This window comes from Streptomyces sp. JH34 (genome assembly GCF_029428875.1).
Classification (GTDB): Bacteria; Actinomycetota; Actinomycetes; order Streptomycetales; family Streptomycetaceae; genus Streptomyces.
In genome coordinates this window covers 2795797-2816947 of the sequence record NZ_JAJSOO010000001.1, presented here as the reverse complement: position 1 = coordinate 2816947, position 21151 = coordinate 2795797, and the positions used below count along the sequence as shown (strand labels likewise).

The window sequence follows — 21151 nt, the reverse complement described above, 5'->3', positions numbered from 1 at the left end:
TCGAAATGGCGTGTACATGAACAATGTGTGCCGGTCTCGACACACGGAGATCAGTGGCCCCAGCATCAACAGGTCCGTGACGTCGCGCACTTGGGGGATCCGTGCTGTCGTACCAGAAAATCGTGCGCGGCTTCCTGATGTCCCGACTGGTGCGGGGGCTGTGGGGCAGGACCGTCGCCCTTGCCCTGCTCGTGACGTTCGCAGTGGGCGCGGTGGCCGTGGCGGGGGCGGGCTTCCCGCTCTTCCCCGAACGGCTCCCCGCGGCCGAGGGCCCCGGGCAGCGCTGGGGCAGCGCGGAAGGGCGCAGCCACGAGGCCGACGCCGGGGCCAACACGGGGGCGCCGCGGACGCAGCGCGCCAAGTACCCGGTCACCCCGCCGCCGGCGGCACGTCCTTCCGCTCGCCCCAATGCCGTGAAGGTCACCACGGCACCCACGCCGGAGGTGGAGGGTTTCGACCCGGACACCAGCGAGGAGATCGTCGCCGAACGCGACGCGCACAGTCGCACGTACGCCAACGAGGACGGCACCCTCACCAGCGAGGTGTCCACCTCGCCCGTCAACTACCGTGACCGGGACGGGACCTGGCAGCCCATCCGGACCGGTCTCGCCGAACAGGACGGCGGCTGGACCAACAGGGCCGACGCCGTCGGCCTCGACCTCGCGGACCGGGCGGACGACGAGCGGCTCGTCACCCTCACCCTCGCCTCCGGCGAGCGCTTCGGTTACGCACTCGACGGCGCCGGGGCGGCCGCGGGAAAGGCGGAGGGCAGCCGTGTCACCTACGAGCAGGTCCTGCCGGACACCGACCTGTGGCTCGACTCCCATGCGGGCGGGGTCAAGGAAACGATCCTTCTGCGGTCTGCCGAAGCCCCCACGCAGTTCGACTTCCCCCTCGCACTCCAGGGCCTGACGGCCCGCACCGAGGACGGCGCGGTCGTCCTCGCGGACAGCGAGGGCCGCACGAAGGCGCTCATTCCGGCCGGCTTCATGGAGGACGCCGCGGGCGCGACCTCCCGGGCCGTGCGGTACGAACTGCGGGAGGAGGGCGGCCGGCAGACGCTCCGGGTGAACGCGGACGCCGCCTGGCTCGCCGAACCCGGCCGCGCCTACCCGGTCCGGCTCGACCCCTCCGTCGACGCCACCTCCGCCTCGACCTCGATGTACGTGCGGGACGGCGGGCCGTCCGTCGTCGGGTCGAGCGAGCTCCAGGTCGGCAGGAGCACGACCGGTGCGACGTACTCCTTCCTCGGCTTCCCCGGACTCGACGAGGAGCTGAGCCACCACCGCATCTTCGGCGCCCAGCTCCAGGTCGTGAACTACGACTCGGGATCGTGCCGACCGCGGGCGGTCTCCGTCCACCCGGTCACCGGCTCCTGGGCGCAGGGCACCGGCACGGCCTACCCGGGGCCCTCGGTGGCCGGCGCGCTCACCTCCAAGTCGTTCGCCTACGGCCACGTCGCCCTCGGGGCGTCCAGCTCGGCCTGTCCCACCGCCGGTGCGCTCTTCGACCTCGGCAAGGGCGGCCGCGACCTGGTCCAGCGCTGGGTCGACGGCACCCAGCCGAACTACGGCCTGTCGCTGCGCGCCTCACCCACGGACGCCCTCGCGTTCAAGAGGTTCACCGGGCACGCCACCGCCAACCCGCCGAAGCTCTTCGTCACGCACTCCCCGTACAGCGCCACCTACTCCTTCCCGAGCCCCGTCCCCGACCCGCCGGTCCTCCAGAACCAGGCCGGCAAGGTCAAGGTCAAGGTCACCAACAAGGGTGCGGAGACCTGGACGCCGAGCACCTACTACCTCGCCTACCGGGCCTACGACGCCAAGGGCCACCTGGTCACGCAGCAGCGCACCGCCAACCTGAGCGGCAATGTGGCGCGTGGGTCCACGGCCACGGTGGAGGCGACGATCAAGGCCCTGCCACCGGGCGCGTACATGCTGGACTTCACCATGGTCCGTACCGGCGGCAAGGTGTTCACGGACGAACAGGTGCCGCCGGGAAGGCTCACCCTCCAGGTCTTCGACATCGCCCCCGTCGTCAAGGAGCAGTTCCCGCCCAACGGATACCAGGCACAGACCCTGACCCCGCAGCTGTGGGCGAGCGGTGTCGACATCGATGCTCCGCCCGGGTCGTCCCTCCAGTACAAGTACGAGATCTGCGAGGCGGACAAGGACGGCAAGCCCGTCGCGTGCACCACCTCCGCGTACCAGACGGCCTCTGCCTACCCGGTACCGGCCGGACGCCTGAAATGGGGCACGACCTATCTGTGGCGGGGCTTCGTCAAGGACGCGTCCAACGAGGTGCCCACCGCCCAGGTGGCCCTGGTCGCGGCGGTCCCGCAGCCCGAGATCACCTCGCGGTTGTCCCAGGCGCAGGCCCAGGAGTTCGATCCGAACGTCGGCAACTTCACCACCTCGGCCGTCGACGCCTCGATCAGCGCCGTCGGCCCCGCCCTGACACTCGTCCGTACCTACAACAGCCTCGACCCCCGGCGCGACCTGGCGTTCGGCGCGGGCTGGACCACCCGGTACGACATGCGGATCACACCTGACAACGACGGCAGCGGCAACGTCGTGCTCCGCTACCCCGACGGTCAGGACGTCCGGTTCGGCAGGAACGCCGACGGCACCTTCGCCCCGCCCCCGGGCCGCTACGCCAAGCTCACGTACGACGCCACCGCCAACACCTACGCCTTCCAGGACAAGTCGGGGACCACCTACGACTTCTCCACCGGCGGTCTGCTCGTCAGGATCACCGACGCGTCCTCGAACGTCGTCAACTACACGTGGTCGTCGGGCAAGCTGCAGAGCGCCCGCCACGCCCGTAGCGGCCGGACCATGACCTTCACCTGGACCGGTTCCCACGTCACCGGGGTCTCCACCACCGCCGTCGGCGCGGCGGCCCGGACGTGGACGTACGGCTACACCGGCGATGTCCTCGACAGCGTCTGCGACCCGCTCGGCGGATGCACCCGGTACGGCTACGGGAAGGGCAGCCACTACGCCACCGGGGTGCTCGACGCCCGTCCCGAGTCGTACTGGCGGCTGGGTGAGGACGAGGGCACCGCGGCCGGGAGCGCCAAGGAGACGAACCTCGGCAAGGACCGGGGCACCTACAAGGACGTGACGCTCGCCCAGGGCGGCGCGCTGAGCGGTGACACGTCCACGGCGGCCAGGTTCAACGGCACCAGCTCGCGTGTGGACCTGCCGGCCGGGACCCTCAAGCGGAGCCGTGACACCGCGGTCGAGGTGTGGTTCAAGACCATCGCCTCGGGGACCGGCGGCCCGCTGATCGGTTATCAGGACAAGGCCCTGGGCACGGCACCGGGCGTCGGTGTGCCCGCCCTGTACGTCGGCAACGACGGGAAGCTGCGCGGCCAGTTCTGGACGGGCTCGGTGTCCCCGATCACGGACATCACCAAGAACGTCAACGACGGCCAGTGGCACCACGCCGTGCTCTCCCTGTCCGGCTCCACACAGTCCCTGTACCTCGACGGGAAGCTGTCCGGGACCCTCACGGGCAGGCAGCCGGTCGCCGGCGAGCTCACCCACAACCAGATCGGAGCGGCCCACGCCTCGACCCCGGCCTCCTGGCCGGGCTGGGGCACCACCGGAGCGCGCTCCTTCAACGGCACCATCGACGAGGTGGCCGTCTACCACCATCCGCTGGGAGCCGAGGCGGCCGCCGGCCACTACCGCGAGGCCACCCGCACCGCGGACGTGCTGACCGGGACGACGCTGCCCTCCGGCCGCAAGGCCTCGGAGGTGTCGTACGACGTCTCCCGGGACCGGGTCGAGGAGTACACCGACAGCAACGGCGGGACCTGGAAGATCGGCCGGCCCGCCGTCTTCGGCAACGACGAGGACCTCCGCCGCACGGTCGAGGTCCACGACCCGGCGGACTCCCCGTACTTCTACGAGTACGACGGCCTGACCGGCCAGATGCTGCGCTACGGCACGCCGCTGGGGCTGGGCGTTCCGGAGCCGGGGGAGTCCCCCGGCCCGGAGGACCCGCCGGAGCAGATCTGCACCGAACCGGACCCGGGGGACCCGTCGTTCTGCACCAACCCGCCGGGCGACGGCGGCAGTGAACCGGACTTCATCCGGCACCCCGTCGACGGCGTCGCGATCCAGAGCTACGAGTACGACGACAAGGGCAACCAGACCGGCGTCATCAGCGAGACAGGTGACAAGGTCACCCTCGGCTACGACGACCGCTCCAACGTGATCAGCCGGACCACGTGCCGGGCCAAGGGCGACTGCCAGACCGCCTGGACCACGTACCCCACGCCCTCCGGCGACCTGGACCTGCGGGCCGACCAGCCGTCCGAGACACGGGACGGCCGCTCCACCGGCCCCACGGACAACCACTTCCGTACGCAGTACAAGTACGACGCCCGCGGTCTGCTCACCCAGCAGGTCTCCCCGGACAACGGCACCGTCAGGAACACGTACACGACGGGGGCCGAGCCCGCGGTCGGCGGCGGCAACACGCCCACCGGTCTGCCGCTGACGTCGACCGACCCGCGGAGCAAGGTCACCCGCTACCGGTACTTCAGCAGCGGCGACCTGGCACAGATCACCGAACCCTCCGGTCTGGTCACCTCGTTCACGTACGACGCGATCGGCCGCAAGCTGACCGAGACCACCGTCTCCGACTCCCGGCCCGCCGGCGAGACCGTGACCATCACCTACGACGCGCTGAACCGCACCGTCTCCACCACGGAACCGGCCACCACCAACGTCGTCACCCTGCAGAAGCACCAGCAGCGCACGACGACCTCCTACGACGCCGACGGCAACGTCGTCGGCACCGAGGTCAGCGACGTGCTCGGGGGAGACGAGCCGCGCGCCATGACGTTCGAGAACGACGAGCACGGGCGTCCGGTGACGGTGACCGACGCGGAGGGCAGCGAGACGGCCTACACCTACGACGCGCTCGGCAACCGCGCGTCGATGGTGGACGCCAACGGCAACCACTTCGACTACGCCTACACCGCGCGCAGCTCGATGGCCGAAGCCCGGCTGCGCGACTGGGACGACGACGGCGGGGACGACGACTACACGGTCCTGCAGTCGTACGCGTACGACATGGCCGGCCGCGTCGCCCGGCACACCGACGCGATGGGCCGCACCATCGCCTACGAGTACTACGGCGACGACCTGGTCAAGTCGGTGACACTGGAGGACTTCCACGACCCCGACGGCAGCACGCGGGACATCGTCGTGTCGGCCAACACCTACGACGGCGCGGGCAACCTCCTGGAGGAGAAGGGCAACAACGGCAGACTCGTCACCGCGTACACCTACGACTCGGTCGGCCGCACCGCGTCGGAGGTCACCGACCCCGACGGCCTGGCCCGCCGCACCACGTACACCTACGACCTCGCCGGAAACGTGCAGACCGTCGCCAGCGGAGGCGCCGCCTCCAACGTGCCGTGGCCGGTCAACGCGACGCCGGAGACCGTCCGCTACACCTACGACGACGCCGGCAACGCCGAGCAGGAGACCGTCCAGGGCGTCACCGAGAGCCGGACCACCCTCTACGACTACGACCAGCGCGGCCTGGTGTCGTCCGTGACCGACCCGGGCGGCAACCGGACGGACTACGCCTACGACGAGATCGGCCGGCCGCTGTCCACCACCGCGCCGGAGGTGCTGACGGAGACCGCCGCCTCCACTCCGACCACGTCCCGCCCCACCACCTACACCGGGTACGACACCTTCGGGGCGGTCACCGAGTCCGTCGACGCGCTCGGCAACGTCAACCGCACCACCTACGACCGGCTGGGCCGGACATCCACCGCGACCGCTCCCGACTACCTGGCGCCGGGCGCCGCACAGGCCCTCACCCCCCGTGTCGGCTACGCCTACGACGCCCTGGGCAACATGGTGGAGTCCACCGACCCCCGCGGCGCCGTCACCAGCTACACCTACGACCGGCAGAACAGGCTCACCTCGAAGAAGGTGCCCGTCGGCCAGGACGACGAACGCGGAGAGTGGTCGTACACGTACACCCGCACCGGTCAGCTCCTGTCGGTCACCGATCCGACGGGCGCGCGGGCGGAGACGACCTACGACGACCTGGACCGGCCGGTCACGAGCACGCAGATCGAACGCAGGCCACAGCCGGGGGCGTTCACGACCCGCAACACCTATGACGACGCCGGCAACGTCGTCCGGCAGACCCTGCCCGGTGGCGGCGACAGCACCTTCGTGTACGACGGGCTCGGGCAGCTGGTCCGGGCGACCGATCCGGGCAATGTGGTCAGCCACCTCGGCTACGACATGAGCGGACGTGAGGTCCGCACCACCGACGGTCAGGGCCGCACCTCGGCCAAGACGTACGACACCCTGGGCCGGCTCGTCGAGGACTCCGACCTCGACGCCACCAACAGCCCGATCCGCGAGGTCACCTACGGATACGACGCCGCCGGCAACCTGACCTCGGCCACCGACCCGCTGGGCGACGTCACCAGTTACGAGTACGACGCCCTGGGCCGGCTCACGAGCCAGCGCGAACCGGTGACCGACGAGAAGTCGATCACCACGTCCTTCGGTTACGACGCGGTCGGCAACCGCACCCGCTACACCGACGGGCGGGGCAACACGACGCTGTACACGCTCAACACGCTCGGCCTGACCGAGTCGGTGACCGAACCCGCCACGGAGAGGGACCCGGGCCTCGCGGACCGTACCTGGACCACTTCGTACGACGTGGAGGGCCTGCCGGTGAAGGTCGTGGCCCCGGGCGGAGTCGTCCGGGAACGCACCTACGACCGGGCCGGGCTGCTCGTGGGGGAGACCGGCAGCGGCGCCGAGTCCGAGACCGCGGCCAAGACGTTCCGGTACGACGCGGCCGGCCGCCTCACCCGGGCGTCCGCGCCCGGGGGCGACAACACGTACACGTACGACGACCGCGGTGCGCTGCTCGAGGCGGCCGGCCCCTCGGGGGACGCCACCTACGCGTACAACAGCGACGGCCTGCTCGTCTCCCGCACGGACGCGGCCGGTACGGCGAGCTTCGGCTGGACCAGCCGGCAGCTGACCTCGACGACCGACCCGCTCACGGGCAGCACCCAGAACTACGGGTACGACAGTTCAGGCGCGGTCGATCGGATCGACTACGGTGCGGGCCAGTCACGCGAGTTCACGTACGACGAACTGGGCCGCCTGGACACCGACACGGTGTCCACGTCCACCGGCGCGCCCATCGCCTCGACCGATTACGGCTACGACAGCGACGACCACCTGACCAGCAAGAAGACCGCCGGTACGGCCGACGCGGGTGAGAACACCTACGGCTACGACGACGCCGGCCGGCTGACCTCCTGGACCAGCGAGGGCACCACCACCGAGTACGGCTGGGACGACAGCGGGAACAGGACCGGGAACGGTGAGAAGGCCGCCACCTTCGACGAGCGCAACCGGCTGCTGTCGGACGGGGACTACACCTACGACCACACGGCCCGTGGCACCCTCGCCTCCCGGACCAGCTCGGGCCTGACCGAAGAGTTCGCCTTCGACGCCTTCGACCGGATGACGACGGCGGGTGAGTCGGGTACCGAGTACACCTACGACTCGCTGGACCGCGTCGCGTCCCGCAACGGCGCGGACTTCAGCTACGCGGGTCTCACGCCGGACCCGGTCAAGGACAACAACTCCACCTACGGGCGCGGGGCCTCGGACGAGATCCTCTCCGTCCTGGAGGGCACCGGAGACGCGCAGCTGACCGTCACCGACAAGCACGGCGACGTCGTCGGGGACATGTCGGCGACCGACGGTACGGCCTCCGCCCTGACGGCGTCCACGGCCTACGACCCCTTCGGGGAGACGACCGGCGACACCACCGGCAACGCCGGCTACCAGGGCGACTGGACCGACCCGGACACCGACCAGGTCAACATGGGAGCCCGCTGGTACGACCCGGGCACCGGGGCGTTCGATTCGCGCGACTCCTACACCTACGCCTCCGGCAGCTCGATCCTGGCCAACCGGTACACCTACGGCGCCGGATCGCCCATGGACTACAGCGATCCTGACGGGAACTGGCCGAGCTGCGGGTTCTGCTCGAAGGTCATAAAGAAGATCAAGAACAACAAGTACGTGAAGAAGGCGTACAAGACCGCCAAGAGGGTCAAGGACGCGGTCGTCTACGCGGTCCGAAACCCCCGCGCCGCCCTCAGCAAGGCCCTCGACTTCGCGGGGAGGGCGGTCAACTACCTCTACCGGAAGTCCGGCCTCAAGACGATCGTCGACTACGGGAAGAAGATCTACCGGTCCGCCGAGAGGCAGACGCGCGAGTGGGCGAGAGAGAAGGCCGCGCAGGCCAGACAGGCGTACCACGCGGCGAGAGCGGCGGTCACCAAGAAGGCCAGACAGTTCGCCGCCCAGGTGGCGAAGCACAATCCGATACCGGCCATCACCGCCGCGATGAAACCGCTGATCACGATCGGCGTCGCGATCGTCACGGCAGATCCCAACCTTCCGGCGATGCTGGTCAACGGCGCAGCGGACGTGATCCAGGACGTCGCGAAGGCGACCGACGCGCTCCGTGACGCTGTGGCTCAGCAGGTCGGGGCGGTAGTCGAGACGGTCAGGGACGCCGCCGACTGGGGCGCGGTGTGGGAGGGCGTCAAGGACGTCGGCAACTTCGTGGGCGAGGTCACCGGCTTCAACGACATCAAGGCCTGCGTCACCACGGGCGACATGGAGGCGTGCGCCTGGGCCGCGGCCACCGTCGGCGGACTGGTCCTCGGAGGTGCGGGCGCGGGCGTGGTCCGGGCGGCGAAGGCCGGCCGGATGATGTCGAAGGCCGCGAAGTACGCGGACGACATCGGGAAGGCCGCCGACAAGCTGGAGCGGGTCGAGACGGCGGTCGACCGCGTCGAGACGGCCGTCTCCTGCACGAGCATGGCCGCGGACGCCATCGGTAACAGCTTCGTCGCCGGCACCGAGGTGGTGATGGCCGACGGCTCCCGCAGACCGATCGAGGAGGTCGAGGCGGGGGACGAGGTCCAGGCGACCGATCCGACGACCGGGAAGACCTCCGACGAGGAGGTGACGGCCACGATCAGGGGCGAGGGCCTCAAGCACCTGGTCCATCTGACGGTCGACACGGACGGCGACCGGGGCGATGCCACGGACGTCATCACCGCGACCGTCGGTCACTCCTTCTGGGTGCCCTCCCTCGGCGAGTGGGCCACCGCCGGCGAACTCGAAGCGGGCCAGTACCTGCGGACGGGCGGCGGTTCATGGGTCCAGGTGACGAAGGTCGCCGACTTTACGCGCTCGGAGCGGGTCTTCAACCTCTCGGTGGACAGCGTCCACACGTACTACGTGGCGGCGGGTGACAAAAGCGTCCTCGTTCACAATATGGGGCGGAAGCCCGGGCAGCGACCCAACTACGATGCTGAAGGGCCGCACACGACGTTCGTCCGCCACGGCGAGACGGGACGAATCAAGAAGTACGCCGAGTGGGCCCCGCAGACGAATCCTCGCAACCCGGCTCCGTTCGAACTCGTGAAGCGGTTCGACCTGGAGGGGCCGGAGCACACGAACGCGGATGGCACAGTCGTGCCGACCCCTCACATCAACTCACCGAACGGCGGCGACGCGCGTGCACCCGAAGACTGGGAAAAGCCCCTCGGATGCTCCTGAAGGGCATCAGGGAATGCGTTTCATCCCATCCTGGTACGCATCCAACTGCGACGGGGAATGGGAGCACGAATACGGCATCAGAATGGCCACGACGGACAATCCCGGGTGGCACATCGAGATCGACGTGAGCGAGACGGACATGGAGAGCGCGAACGTGGAACGCGTGAGGCGCGATCTTCCAGGGGGAGGGTGGATGATCGCTTGGAACGACGGAACCGTCTTCCACGCGGCCTGCGACCCACTCTCCCTCCACGAGGTGGACGCGTTCTTCGAAGAGCTGGCCGGACGAACCGCTCCGGGCTCCGGAGAGCCTTCGCACTGAGAGATGCCTGCGCCGAGGACCGTGGGTGCAGGGCAGGTCCGGGCGGTCGGGTGGCGGACGTGAACACCGTCGGGCGGTAACCGACGCCCTGAAAGTGGCTGTGGTCCGTGTACAGCCGCAGCGGATGCCGCGTCCCCCGGCTCCGCCCCGGCCCTCAGCCCACCCGCTCCCGCAGCGCGACCTTCGCCGCCTGCGCGGCCATCGCCCGCTTCAGCCGGGGGCCGAACGGTTTCTCCACCAGGCGGTGCAGCGCGTACGCCAGCAGGAGCATGCAGCCCACCGCGGCCACCACCGTCACCTGCGGAGGCAGGTGCAGTGCCCGGTTCATGATGCGGATCGCGAACCAGCCCAGATGCTCGTGGAGCAGGTAGAACGGGTAGGTGAGCGCGCCGGCGACCGTCAGCCAGCGCCAGTTCGCCCAGCCGAGCCATCCCAGGGCCACCGCGGCGACGGCGACGAACGCCAGGGTCACGATCGCCTGGATGACGTAGGGCGAACGCGCGAAGTCGCCTTCCATGCCCGGGTGCCAGAGGGCCGTGACCGAGTAGCGCTGGCCCAGGAGCCAGCTGGTGATCACGATGCCCCACAGCAGCAGGTCGCTGCCGTAGCGGTGGATCAGGTAGAGCGCCAGGCCGCCGACGAAGTACGGGGCGTGGTCCCGCATCACCAGGGCGTCGGTGAGCGGCGTCTGCGCGATCCGGGCGAAGACGGCCGCGAACGTCCAGCCGATGCAGAAGACGACCACCCGGCGGTACGTCACGCCCCGCCAGACCACGAACACGGCGAACAGCAGGTAGAACCGCATCTCCACCCAGAGCGTCCAGCACACCCCCAGTACCCGGTCCACCCCCATCGGCTGCTGGAGCATCGTGAGGTTGACCAGGAGCTCGTCGAGCGGCAGCGGGCGGACGACCACCGGCAGCAGCACCGCGGCGCCGGTGATGAGGACGATCGCCGCCCAGTAGGCGGGATACAGGCGGGCGACCCGGGAGCGGAAGAAGTCACCAGGACTCCGGCCCCAGCTGCTCATGCAGATCACGAAGCCGCTGATGATGAAGAACAGCTGCACCCCGAGACTGCCGTACGTCGCGAACGACGACAGCGTGGGGAACTTCAGGCCGGGCGACTGCCCCCAGGCCTCCGCCACCGGGCCGTTCTTGCCCGCGTAGTGGTACAGGCAGACCATCAGGGCGGCCAGGATGCGCAGCCCGTCGAGGGCCCGCAGACGGCCCCCGCCCCCGCGTTCGGCGGGACGGGGTTCCGGGCGGTCGATCGGTGCCTGGGCAGGCAGGGGCGGCGCGCTTGTCACTTCGGTGGTCCTTCCACGTCTTCCACGGTCTTCCCCCCGGGAAGACGGACGGTCGTGCGTGACTTCAGCCGCCGTTGACCCGGCCCGCGCCCGGCAGGCGGCGGCTCGCCGCCCGCTGCCAGGTCCTGGCCTGCCGCGCGAACCTGCGCACGGTGGGGTTGCGGGGGATGAAGCCGAGCTGCGAGGGCAGTGCTCCGGGCAGGGCGAGCGCCGTCAGACGGCGGCGCCGGAAGTAGCGCGCCCGGCCGGACGGGTGCTGCTGGGCCAGGAACGCCTCGGCCGCGGTACGCAGTTCCGGGTAGATCTTCGGCTGCATCGCGAAGCCGACGGAGGTGACCAGCCCGGTGAGCTCCCGCTGGACGCCGCTCTCGTCCGGCAGTGCCCACGCGGTGACCGCCTCGGGGTCCTCCAGGTCGGGCAGCAGGGCGTCGACGATCGTCAGCGGCACACGGTTGCTGTTCTGATAGGGGGTCAGCCCGCTCAGCAGCGCGTCCGTCCCGATACGGGCGACCGGGATGCCGTAGAAGGCGGCGGCGGTGAGCAGAGCCGTGGAGAACGCGCCGACGACGAGGGCCGGAGTCAGCCGCTGGTAGACCACCTCCGCGATGACCGGGGCGTCCAGGACGGTCAGCTCGGCTCCCAGCCGCTCCGCCTCCTCCTCCAGGGCGCGGGACCAGCCCGCCGGGGCGGCGGGGTGCGGCTTGAAGACGATGTGGCGGTGCCCGAGCCCGACGGCACCGCGCACCATGCGCACATGGAGGTCCTCCTCCTCCGCGGGCGTCAGGACGTCGATCGCCGACAGGTACTGGCCGAGCAGCAGCGCGGGAGCTTCCTGATGCCGCAGGCCGGTGAACGCGGGTGCGGCGTCCGACAGTTCGGACAGCACCTTGAGGAACTCGGCCGTGGGGACCAGCTCGGGTTCGACGTCGAACTCGGACAGCAGCAGGGGCCTGAGGCCCGGCACCAGATCCAGGTGGAGGAGCCGCTGCACCCGGGTGCCGATCAGCGGGTCGATCCTGCTCCGGGTCGGGCCGTAGCTCATCAGGCCGTCGGCGTAGACGTGGACGGGGCTCTCGCTGAAGATCTTCGCGACGGCGTTCGACGGGTTCGCCTGGATGGACTCGCAGGCGATCTCCACCGGCCCGTCACCGAGGTCCCAGGCCAGACGCAGATACCGCTCCCAGAGCAGGGTGTCCTGGTCGCGCGGGAACCAGCCCGCGGGGTGGAAGGGGCTGAGGAAGTCGTTCCAGGAGATCACGGCGTCGAACTCGGGCCGCAGGCACTCGAATCCGTCCATCCGGTCGAGCGGGGTGCCCACTTCCGGGGCGTACGAGGTGTCGCTGACGACCAGCAGCCGACGGTGTTCGTCGCGCGGGCCGAACAGGCCCGCCCGGATCGCGGCGGTGACCGTGGCGGCGGCGTACTGCGAGCAGGCGAAGAAGAGCTGGGTGGAACGGCGGCCGGGCATCAGGTGGTGGCTCCTGTGGTGACGGAGGGGACGGTCCCCGCGGGGACCGGGCGGCGGCGGAGCCGGCGGAGCCGCGCCGCCCGCTGGTCACCGAGCGAGTCCAGGGTGTCGCTGAGGAGGTCCTGCGGCAGCCGCTGGAGTGCGGCCGCGCTCATGGAGCGCAGCTTGCGTGCGACGGCCGGTTCGAACCTCTCGATGGAGTTCAGGTGGTGCGCCATGACGGCCGTGTAGGTGCGGACCGCCTTCGGCAGCAGCTTGTCCGCCTCGGGATCCCGCGTGGTCTCCTCGATGACCTGGTCGAACGCCCGGATGAAGTCGAGCTGCCGGACGTCGCCGATCTGAGTGAGTGAGGAGGCGACACCGCGCCGGTAGAACACGCCGAGCAGGCCGACCGCGGCGAAGCTCTCCGCCTCCCGGTGCAGACGCCAGATCCACGGGCGGTCCTCGGCCGTCCGCAGCCCGTCCGTGAAGTGCAGCAGTCCGCGGTCGACGAGACGGCGGTGGTAGATGCCGGCCCAGGCGTACGGATAGTCCACCGACGTGGTGCGGCCGGCCGGGAGGATGGCGTCCCGCGGACTGAAGGGAACGCCCCGCAGCCCGTGCGGCACCCGGTGCACGGTCCGTGCCCTGCCGGTGACCTGCACGTGGTCGGCGCGGACGAAGTCGCACCCCAGGTCCTGAGCGGCGGCGAGCAGCCGCTCGTAGTAACCGGGGGCGAGCCAGTCGTCGCCGTCCAGGAAGGTGAGGTACTCCCCTGTAGCGGCGTCCAGTCCGGTGTTCCGCGCGGTGGCGAGCCCGCCGTTCTGTTCGTGTCTGATCACGACCGCCCCGGGGATGTCGTCCCGCGCACGGCGCAGGATGTCGGTCGTCCCGTCCGTGGAGCAGTCGTCGACGAGGACGAACTCGAAGTCCTTGCGCGCGTTGGCACGCAGGCTTCTGAGGGTGTCGGGCGCGTATGTCTGCACGTTGTAGAACGGCACGATGACGGAGAGCTTGACCACGGGCTTCACGCTAGGCGGCGGCCTGTCATGCGGCTTGTCCCCGGCAAGGACAAGGGATGAACGAGCCGTGTCGGCTCCGTTAACCTGTCCGTCCCACCTGGGCGAAAAGGGCCGTCCGAAGCCCGATCCCCAAGCGTCGGCGGGCTGTTAACCATCTGTTGCCCCCGCGTTGGGCCGCTCCTCGGAATGCCTTCCTAGCTTCTTGGACGTGCCCCCCCGTACCGAAGACACGGCCCCTCCGGCCGACACCCCAGCAGCCGGCCGAGCGGTCCTCCGCATCGCCGTGCTCGCCGACTCCGACACCCGCTGGAAGTGGGGCGCGCTCACCGCGCGCCGCCTCTCCGGGGCCCCGGAGTCCGCCGCGGCGGACCGCCCGGTGGAGATCAGCGGGCTGCTGCTGCGGGGCCGGGCCACGCCGACACCCCGCCAGCTCGCCGAAGTCGGCGAGGTCGGGATCGACGCCGCCCGGGTGCGTGAGGTGACGGCCGTCGAGTTCCTGCACACGGTGCGGGACGAGGCGTACGACGTCGTCGTCCTCGCCCTCGTGGGCGGCGCGGTCCAGGCGATGCTGCACGGCCTGGCCGCACTGGAACTGCCCCGCAGGCCCGTCGTCGTCACGGGCTACGTCGGAGTCGTCTACGAGAAGCTCGCCGACGGACTCCTGCTGCGCCACGGCGCGGACGTCGTCCTCGCCAACTCCCGCCACGACGCCGCGCGGTTCCGCGCCGTGTACGAAGGCGTGGGTGCCGACGCGTCGTCCGTCACCGAGGCGGCCCTGCCGTTCCTCGGCGGGGAACCGCACGGGGCGGAGGAGGGCCGCGACACCGTCGTGTTCGCGGCCCAGCCCTCCGTACCGGCATCCCGCGCCGAACGCACGTACCTGCTGCGCCGGCTCGTCGAGCACGCCCGGCTGCACCCCGGCCGCGAGGTGCTGCTGAAGCTGCGCTCCAAGCCGGGCGAGCACACCACGCACATCGAGGAACTCCCCTACCAGCGGCTCGCCGAGCGGATCCCCGGCGGTCTGCCGCCCAACTTCCGGCTGGTGTACGGGCACATGGGCGAGGTCCTGGACCGCACCGACCTGCTGGTCACCGTTTCCTCGACCGCCGCGCTGGAATCGCTGCACCGGCGGATCCCGACCGCGATCCTCTCCGACCTCGGCGTCCGCGAGGCCCTCGGCAACCACCACTTCATCGGATCGGGCCTGATCACGTCCTGGGACCACCTCGACGGCGGCATGCGCCCGGAACCCGACGAGGAGTGGCTCGCCGGCCAGGGCGTCGCCGCCGACGGCTCGTACGCCTCCGCCTACGACACCGCCCGCGGCCGCGTCGAGGAACTGCTGGCCGCCGGGCCGCTTCCCCGCCTCGCCCCCTACTACACGCCCGCCACCGCGCCCGGATACCTCCCCGGCATCCTCGCCCGCCACCACCTGGGCCCCGACGGCCACCCGCTGCCGGGCGCCGTCACGCCCAGGGAGACGGGCCGGGTCCGGGGTGCCGTCCGCGAGACCGTACGCAACGCGGCGCGCGGCGCCTATCGCCACGGAGTCCAGCGGGTAGCCCCCGTGATCCGGCGGATGGGCGAGCTGTGACCACCGATCCAGGAGCCTCCATGACCCCGACCCCCACCGTGCTCGCCGTGATCCCCGCCCGCGGCGGATCCAAGGGCGTGCCCGCTAAGAACCTCGCCCAGGTCGGCGGCGTGCCCCTCGTCGCCCGGGCCGTCCGCGCCTGCCTCGCCTCGCCCGAGGTCACCGACGTCGTCGTCACCACCGACGACCCGGCCATCGCGGCGGCGGCCAGAGCGGCGGGGGAGGCGCTCGGGGAGGACGCCCGGCTGCACTGCGTCCAGCGCCCCGCCGCCATCGCCGGTGACACGGCGACCAGCGAGGACGCCGTTCTGCACGCCCTGCACGCCTACGAGTCCACGACGCACGGCCGGAAGGCCGACGTGGTGCTCCTGGTCCAGTGCACCAGCCCCTTCATCACCCGTGCGGACATCGACGGCGTCGCCACCGCGGTCGCCCGCGACGGCGCCGACACCGCCGTCACCGTGGCCCCCTTCCACGGCTTCGTGTGGCGCGACGGCAGCGAGGCCGAGGACGAGACCTACGGCGTCAACCACGACAAGGCCGTACGCCCCCGCCGCCAGGACCGGCCCCAGGACTACCTGGAGACCGGCGCCGCCTACGCCATGGACGTCGAGGGCTTCCGTACCCACCGCCACCGCTTCTTCGGTCACACGGCGCTCGTACGGACCGACCCCGCCCGGGTCCTGGAGGTCGACGACCCGCACGACCTGGCCAGGGCCCGCGCCCTCGCGCCGCTCCTGGACCCCTCGCCGTACCCCACGCGGGCGGACATCGACGCCGTCGTCCTCGACTTCGACGGCACACAGACCGACGACCGCGTCCTCATCGACTCCGACGGCCGCGAGATCGTCGCCGTGCACCGGGGCGACGGCCTCGGGATCGCCGCCCTGCGCAGGGCCGGCCTGCCGCTCCTGATCCTCTCCACGGAACAGAACCCGGTCGTCGCCGCCCGCGCCCGCAAACTCCAGGTCCCCGTCCTGCACGGCATCGACCGCAAGGACCTGGCGCTCAAGCAGTGGTGCGAGGAGCAGTCCATCGCTCCCGACCGCGTGCTCTACGTCGGCAACGACGTCAACGACCTGGCCTGCTTCGGTCTGGCGGGCTGGCCCGTCGCCGTGGCGAACGCCCACGACTCGGTGCGTGCCGCCGCGCGCGCCGTGACCACCAATCCCGGCGGCTCCGGGGCCATCCGCGAGATCGCGGCCTGGCTCCTGGGCCCCACCCTCACGCTCCCCACCGAAGTCCCCGCGACCCCCACCAAGTAAGGAAGCACCACCATGAGCAACACCTCCCGCCTGCGCACCTTCGGCACCCGTACCGCCGGCCCCGGCCACCCCGTGTACGTCACCGGTGAGATCGGCATCAACCACAACGGTGACCTCGACAACGCCCTCGCGCTGATCGACGTGGCCGCCGACGCCGGCTGCGACGCCGTCAAGTTCCAGAAGCGCACCCCGGAGATCTGCACCCCGCGCGACCAGTGGGACATCGAGCGCGACACCCCCTGGGGCCGGATGACGTACATCGACTACCGTCACCGCGTCGAGTTCGGCGAGGCCGAGTACACCGCCATCGCCGAGCACTGCGCGAAGCGCGGCATCGACTGGTTCGCCTCCCCGTGGGACACCGAGGCCGTCGCCTTCCTGGAGAAGTTCGACGTCCCCGCCCACAAGGTCGCCTCCGCCTCGCTCACGGACGACGAGCTGCTCCGCTCGCTGCGCGCCACCGGCCGCACCGTGATCCTCTCCACCGGCATGTCGACGCCGAAGCAGATCCGTCACGCGGTCGAGGTCCTCGGCAGCGACAACATCCTGCTCTGCCACGCCACCTCGACGTACCCGGCGAAGGCCGAGGAGCTCAACCTGCGGGTCATCAACACCCTGCAGCAGGAGTACCCGAACGTCCCGATCGGCTACAGCGGGCACGAGACCGGCCTGCAGACGACCCTCGCCGCCGTCGCGCTGGGCGCCACGTTCGTCGAGCGCCACATCACCCTGGACCGCGCCATGTGGGGCTCCGACCAGGCCGCCTCCGTCGAGCCGCAGGGCCTCACGCGCCTCGTCCGCGACATCCGCACCATCGAGGCGTCCCTCGGTGACGGCGTCAAGAAGGTCTACGAGTCCGAGCTCGGCCCGATGAAGAAGCTCCGCCGGGTCGCGGGCGTCGTCGCCGAGGGCGAGAACGCGCCGGCCGCCGAGCCGGTCGCGGTCTGACGGGCCGACCGGTGAACCTCGCCTTCGTCGAGAGCCCGGTCCAGCTCCTGAACGTCCTGGAGTGGACCCACACCCGGGGAGGAACCGACACCACGATCGTCGTCCTCCCCCCGGTCGACCCGATGTCGCGCGGACAGCTGCGCAGGATGGCGGAGCTGGCCCGCGACGAGGGCATCACCGTCCGCTGGCAGGAGGCGCGCGGGGAGACCGGCGCGCCTCTGAAGGCCCTGCGGGCGCTGACCGGACTGACCCGCAAGGCCGACCGCATCGTCATCGGGGACCCGTTCTCCCGGTATGTGCAACTGCTGCTGAGCCTGGTCCGCACCCGCCGGATCACGGTCGTCGACGACGGCACCGCCACCATGGAGTTCGTCGCCCAACTGGCGCGCGGAGAACGACTGGTGCGGTGGCACCGCAGGGGCAGCGGAGGCCCGCGCGAGCTGCTCCTGGCCCCGGTCACCTCCGCGGCCCGGCGAAGCTTCACCCCGTCGGCGTCCCGCACGGTCGAGGTGTTCACCGCCATGCCGGTGGAGGCCCCGGAGGACATCGAGGTCACGGCGAACACCTTCGCCTGGACCCGGGAACGCTTCGGCCCGCCCCTCATCACCAAGGGCGCCGACCTGGTCGGCACCTCCCTGGTGGAGACGGGGGTGATCGACCCCGTCCCGTACGAGGAAGCGGTCACCGCACTGGCCCGCGCCCACGGCGCGACGCGGTACTTCGCCCACCGCCGGGAGTCCGCGGACAAGCTCCACGCCCTGGAATCCGCCACGGGCCTGGAGATAGTCCGCCCCGACCTGCCGCTGGAACTCATCGCCCGCAGAGGCCCCATCGGCCACACGGTCCTGAGCTTCCCGTCCACCGTCGTCCACACCCTCCCCCTGGCCCTGGTGGGCACGGGAGTGAAGGTCGCGGTGTGCGACATAGCGCCGGAATGGCTCCGCGACACGGCGTCCCCGCGCGCGCAGGGCTTCCTGAGCGGCGTCACGGAGACGGCCAAGGACGTGCAGCGGCTGGCGCCGTGGCGCGTCACGGCGGTGGCGGCGACGGAGGGATAGGCGCCCACAACCGGTGCCGCCGCCCGGCTGCCCGTCTCCTGGAGCCGGGCGGGTTCCGAGGCACGCTCCAGGGGGTGTTCACTCCTTCCGGTGGGCCGCCGTATCGCCGGCGGGTCCGCACGGGGCGCGGAGTCCGGAGGGGCGCAGGCTCCAGACCACATCACGGATCGCGGACGCATCGCCTGGTCCGTCCTCGTCGTCCTGGTGCCGGTCGACGACGACGCGCCCGCATTGCACGTATCCCGTGCCGCTGCGGGACCGCAGACGGACCACCAGACGGGTGTCCCGCCACTCCGGCGGGACGCCGGATTCCTCGTAGACGCGCGAGAACTCGGAGTCGTCGACCGTGTGGAGTTCGAGGTCCTCGTACCGCTTCACGAGCTGCATGGACTCGACCGCCTCGAAGTGGAGGACCAGCCGGCTGTCCTCCACCCCGTCCTTGCGGGACCGGAGCAACAGGCGCGAGTGGCTCACCCCGTAGCCCCAGACACGGAAGGTCCGGCCGAACCGGCGGAGGAGGGTGGACTGCGCGCCGCACGGTCTGCTGGTCAACGGGATGCCGCCTCTGCGTCGATGGGTGCCTTCACGGGAGTGTGCGCGATCAGTTCGAGTTCTCCCGGGCAGCGCTTCCGCCTCCCCGAACCACCTGCCGCTCCACACTCCAGCGCCTGAACGCGAGGGCGAAGGCGGCCCCAGCGAGCAGCGCGGGCGCGGCGCACTGTGCCGTCAGCGACGCCCCCCACTCGGGGCCCATGTGCTCTGTCATGCCGCTGGGGTACTGGCAGGTCGCCTGGGCGGGAAGAAGCTGTACTCCAGTGTCCTGGGCGCATGGAACCCCAGTCCCAGGCTGCACGCTTTTCAGACCACAGTGGTTTCCGGATAGCCACTGATTAGTTGCACGGGTCAAATTTCTGGGTCTCCGAAGTCGTCCGCCACACGATGCTGAGCGACCGTCACGATTCGGTCCGCAAGCTCGGCGAGCCATGCACCAGCGCTCAGCGGCTCCGGCGGGTCCACCTCCATACCCAGCTCAGCGACCGCGAGTACGTAGTCGGACTCCCCGAGAGGCAGCGCGAGCAGGTCGCGCAATTCACCGGCCAGCTGTGCCACCAGACCTGGGTCGGTCCCACCTGCGTAGTCCTGAAGCGCCAGATCGTGGTCGCCGAACTCGTCCACCATGTCCTGCGAGAACCAGCCACCAAGGAGCTGAGCGAGCTCCGGGAACCGGGCATGCCACTCCCAGTGAGTGCGAGGAGTCGAGGGCGGTGGGGCCGCTCCGTTATCGACGCTCTCGCTCAGCTGGCTGGCGAGCCGCAGCAACCAGGCCTGGATCTCCGAGTCCGGAAGCCCCACGTCCGGCACCGGGTAGAACTCCCCCAGGCGCAACCGCAACCGCCCTGGGGGGTTCTGGGCGTACTCCCGCAACTGATGCACGGCGGTCGCGATGGCCCACGGGCGAGTCCGCCAACTGTGCCGGAGATAGGCTTCGAGGGCCTCCTCATCATGCGCAGTACGGCCCAGATGCGCCCGAATGACCTGGTCCAGCTCGCCGTATTTTCGGTCGTGTTCAATGGGCCTGAGGGACACAGTTCCTCTAGAGATAGATCGGAAAGGTGGAGTGGACGACGAACCCGTGCGGACTCTCGTCGCTCCGCTTGAGCGTGACCCTGGCGGCCCGCACATCCAAGGAGTCCCTGCTCGCCAGCATCATTGCCTGCAGCATCACGCGCCCGACCGGCTCTCGGCGTGAGGGCCAGGCCGCCTCGACCGTGAGTCGCTGACGAGTTGACTGAGCCAGCCAGCGGTGGATCATCTGCTCGTTACTGGTGACCACCTGTTGCGTAGCCCACTGGGCCGTTGCCTGGTCGGGGTAGGTCGCGGCACGGTTTTGCCGAGCGGTCATGAGTGCTCTCGTTGCATGTGATCGTTGATTGTGTCGATGATTGCTTGCAGTCTGTCCCGGGTGGCCCAGGAGAGATGACTCGTGAGTCCGCCCACCCCCGGAAAGAGGACGAGGGCGCGCTGCGCTTCGGTTGCGTAGGCGACTGCCCGCTCGGCGCAGTACGGATGCTCGTCGGTCACGGACGAACGGATTAGTTCTACGAATGAACGATCCCCCTCGTCCGCGAAAATGGCTCCGAAACCGAACAGGTAGGGAAAGGTCTGCAAGAACTCTCTCCCTCCCATTGTGAGCTCATCGTACTCGGGGGCACCTTGCCGGTCGGCCATGCGAACCAGTTCTGCCAGAATGCTCAAATACTCCGCCGGGTCCATATCGCCGGCCGCGCGAACGGCCTTCCTTCTGAATTCTGATGGGAATGAATTCAGCATTCCGAATTTCTCAATAAAGGTAGACGCGGCATCCAGTGCGCCGGACGAAGAGTAGACCGAGCAATTCCAGTTGGCCACCCAGTCGTGTCGGATCAAGCGAACGTAGCGCCGAATCTCATCGTCAAGGGAAAGTTGTCCCTCGGACTCTTGGACTGCGATAGCGATATCCAGGACTCTTTGTACAGGCCCGTCGGAG

Annotated in this window: 13 protein-coding genes; 6 read left to right on the top strand and 7 right to left on the bottom strand. The window is 70.2% G+C overall.

Annotated elements, in window-relative coordinates:
• The first annotated feature begins 122 nt into the window (after positions 1-122).
• Both LWJ43_RS12230 and LWJ43_RS12225 read left to right on the top strand, forming a co-directional pair.
• Entirely contained in the window at positions 123-9659 is a 9537-nt protein-coding gene (locus LWJ43_RS12230; protein WP_277332311.1) for a LamG-like jellyroll fold domain-containing protein, read from the top strand.
• 13 nt (positions 9660-9672) lie between these two features.
• Positions 9673-9981 (top strand): Imm53 family immunity protein, encoded by a 309-nt coding sequence (locus LWJ43_RS12225; RefSeq protein ID WP_277332310.1) that lies wholly within the window; start codon positions 9673-9675, stop codon positions 9979-9981.
• A 154-nt stretch (positions 9982-10135) separates the two neighbouring features.
• Here LWJ43_RS12225 and LWJ43_RS12220 read toward each other — a convergent pair whose 3' ends face one another.
• The 3 genes from LWJ43_RS12220 to LWJ43_RS12210 form a co-directional block, all read right to left on the bottom strand.
• A complete protein-coding gene (locus LWJ43_RS12220; RefSeq protein WP_277332309.1) occupies positions 10136-11290 on the bottom strand; it encodes an acyltransferase family protein in 1155 nt (384 codons plus the stop codon).
• A 64-nt stretch (positions 11291-11354) separates the two neighbouring features.
• On the bottom strand, positions 11355-12758 hold the full coding sequence (locus tag LWJ43_RS12215) for a polysialyltransferase family glycosyltransferase (RefSeq protein WP_277332308.1): 1404 nt from the start codon (positions 12756-12758) through the stop codon (positions 11355-11357).
• Entirely contained in the window at positions 12758-13759 is a 1002-nt protein-coding gene (locus LWJ43_RS12210) for a glycosyltransferase family 2 protein (protein WP_277332307.1), read from the bottom strand. Before LWJ43_RS12210 ends, LWJ43_RS12215 begins: the two co-directional genes overlap by 1 nt.
• Before the next feature lie 208 nt (positions 13760-13967).
• Between LWJ43_RS12210 and LWJ43_RS12205 the strand changes: the two genes are divergently transcribed.
• From LWJ43_RS12205 to LWJ43_RS12190, 4 genes are read left to right on the top strand one after another with little or no spacing between them, the layout of a single operon-like run.
• A complete protein-coding gene (locus LWJ43_RS12205; RefSeq protein WP_277332306.1) occupies positions 13968-15353 on the top strand; it encodes a DUF6716 putative glycosyltransferase in 1386 nt (461 codons plus the stop codon).
• 20 nt (positions 15354-15373) lie between these two features.
• A complete protein-coding gene (locus LWJ43_RS12200; RefSeq protein WP_277332305.1) occupies positions 15374-16618 on the top strand; it encodes an acylneuraminate cytidylyltransferase in 1245 nt (414 codons plus the stop codon).
• Between the two features lie 12 nt (positions 16619-16630).
• A complete protein-coding gene (locus LWJ43_RS12195; protein WP_277332304.1) occupies positions 16631-17566 on the top strand; it encodes an N-acetylneuraminate synthase family protein in 936 nt (311 codons plus the stop codon).
• An 11-nt stretch (positions 17567-17577) separates the two neighbouring features.
• The gene (locus LWJ43_RS12190) at positions 17578-18624 is read left to right on the top strand and encodes a hypothetical protein (RefSeq protein WP_277332303.1); all 1047 of its coding nucleotides are present in this window, start codon (positions 17578-17580) and stop codon (positions 18622-18624) included.
• A gap of 78 nt (positions 18625-18702) precedes the next feature.
• Here LWJ43_RS12190 and LWJ43_RS12185 read toward each other — a convergent pair whose 3' ends face one another.
• The 4 genes from LWJ43_RS12185 to LWJ43_RS12170 all read right to left on the bottom strand — a co-directional run bounded on the left by LWJ43_RS12185 (position 18703) and on the right by LWJ43_RS12170 (position 21051).
• The gene (locus LWJ43_RS12185) at positions 18703-19176 is read right to left on the bottom strand and encodes a hypothetical protein (protein WP_277332302.1); all 474 of its coding nucleotides are present in this window, start codon (positions 19174-19176) and stop codon (positions 18703-18705) included.
• A 351-nt stretch (positions 19177-19527) separates the two neighbouring features.
• Complete coding sequence (locus LWJ43_RS12180) at positions 19528-20211, bottom strand: contact-dependent growth inhibition system immunity protein (RefSeq protein WP_277332301.1); 684 nt, start codon at positions 20209-20211, stop codon at positions 19528-19530.
• Positions 20212-20218: 7 nt separating this feature from the next.
• Positions 20219-20527: an RNase A-like domain-containing protein gene (locus LWJ43_RS12175; protein WP_277332300.1), complete on the bottom strand. Its 309-nt coding sequence runs from the start codon at positions 20525-20527 to the stop codon at positions 20219-20221.
• A complete protein-coding gene (locus LWJ43_RS12170) occupies positions 20524-21051 on the bottom strand; it encodes a hypothetical protein (protein WP_277332299.1) in 528 nt (175 codons plus the stop codon). The genes LWJ43_RS12175 and LWJ43_RS12170 overlap by 4 nt, the downstream gene beginning before the upstream one ends.
• Positions 21052-21151: the final 100 nt, after the last annotated feature.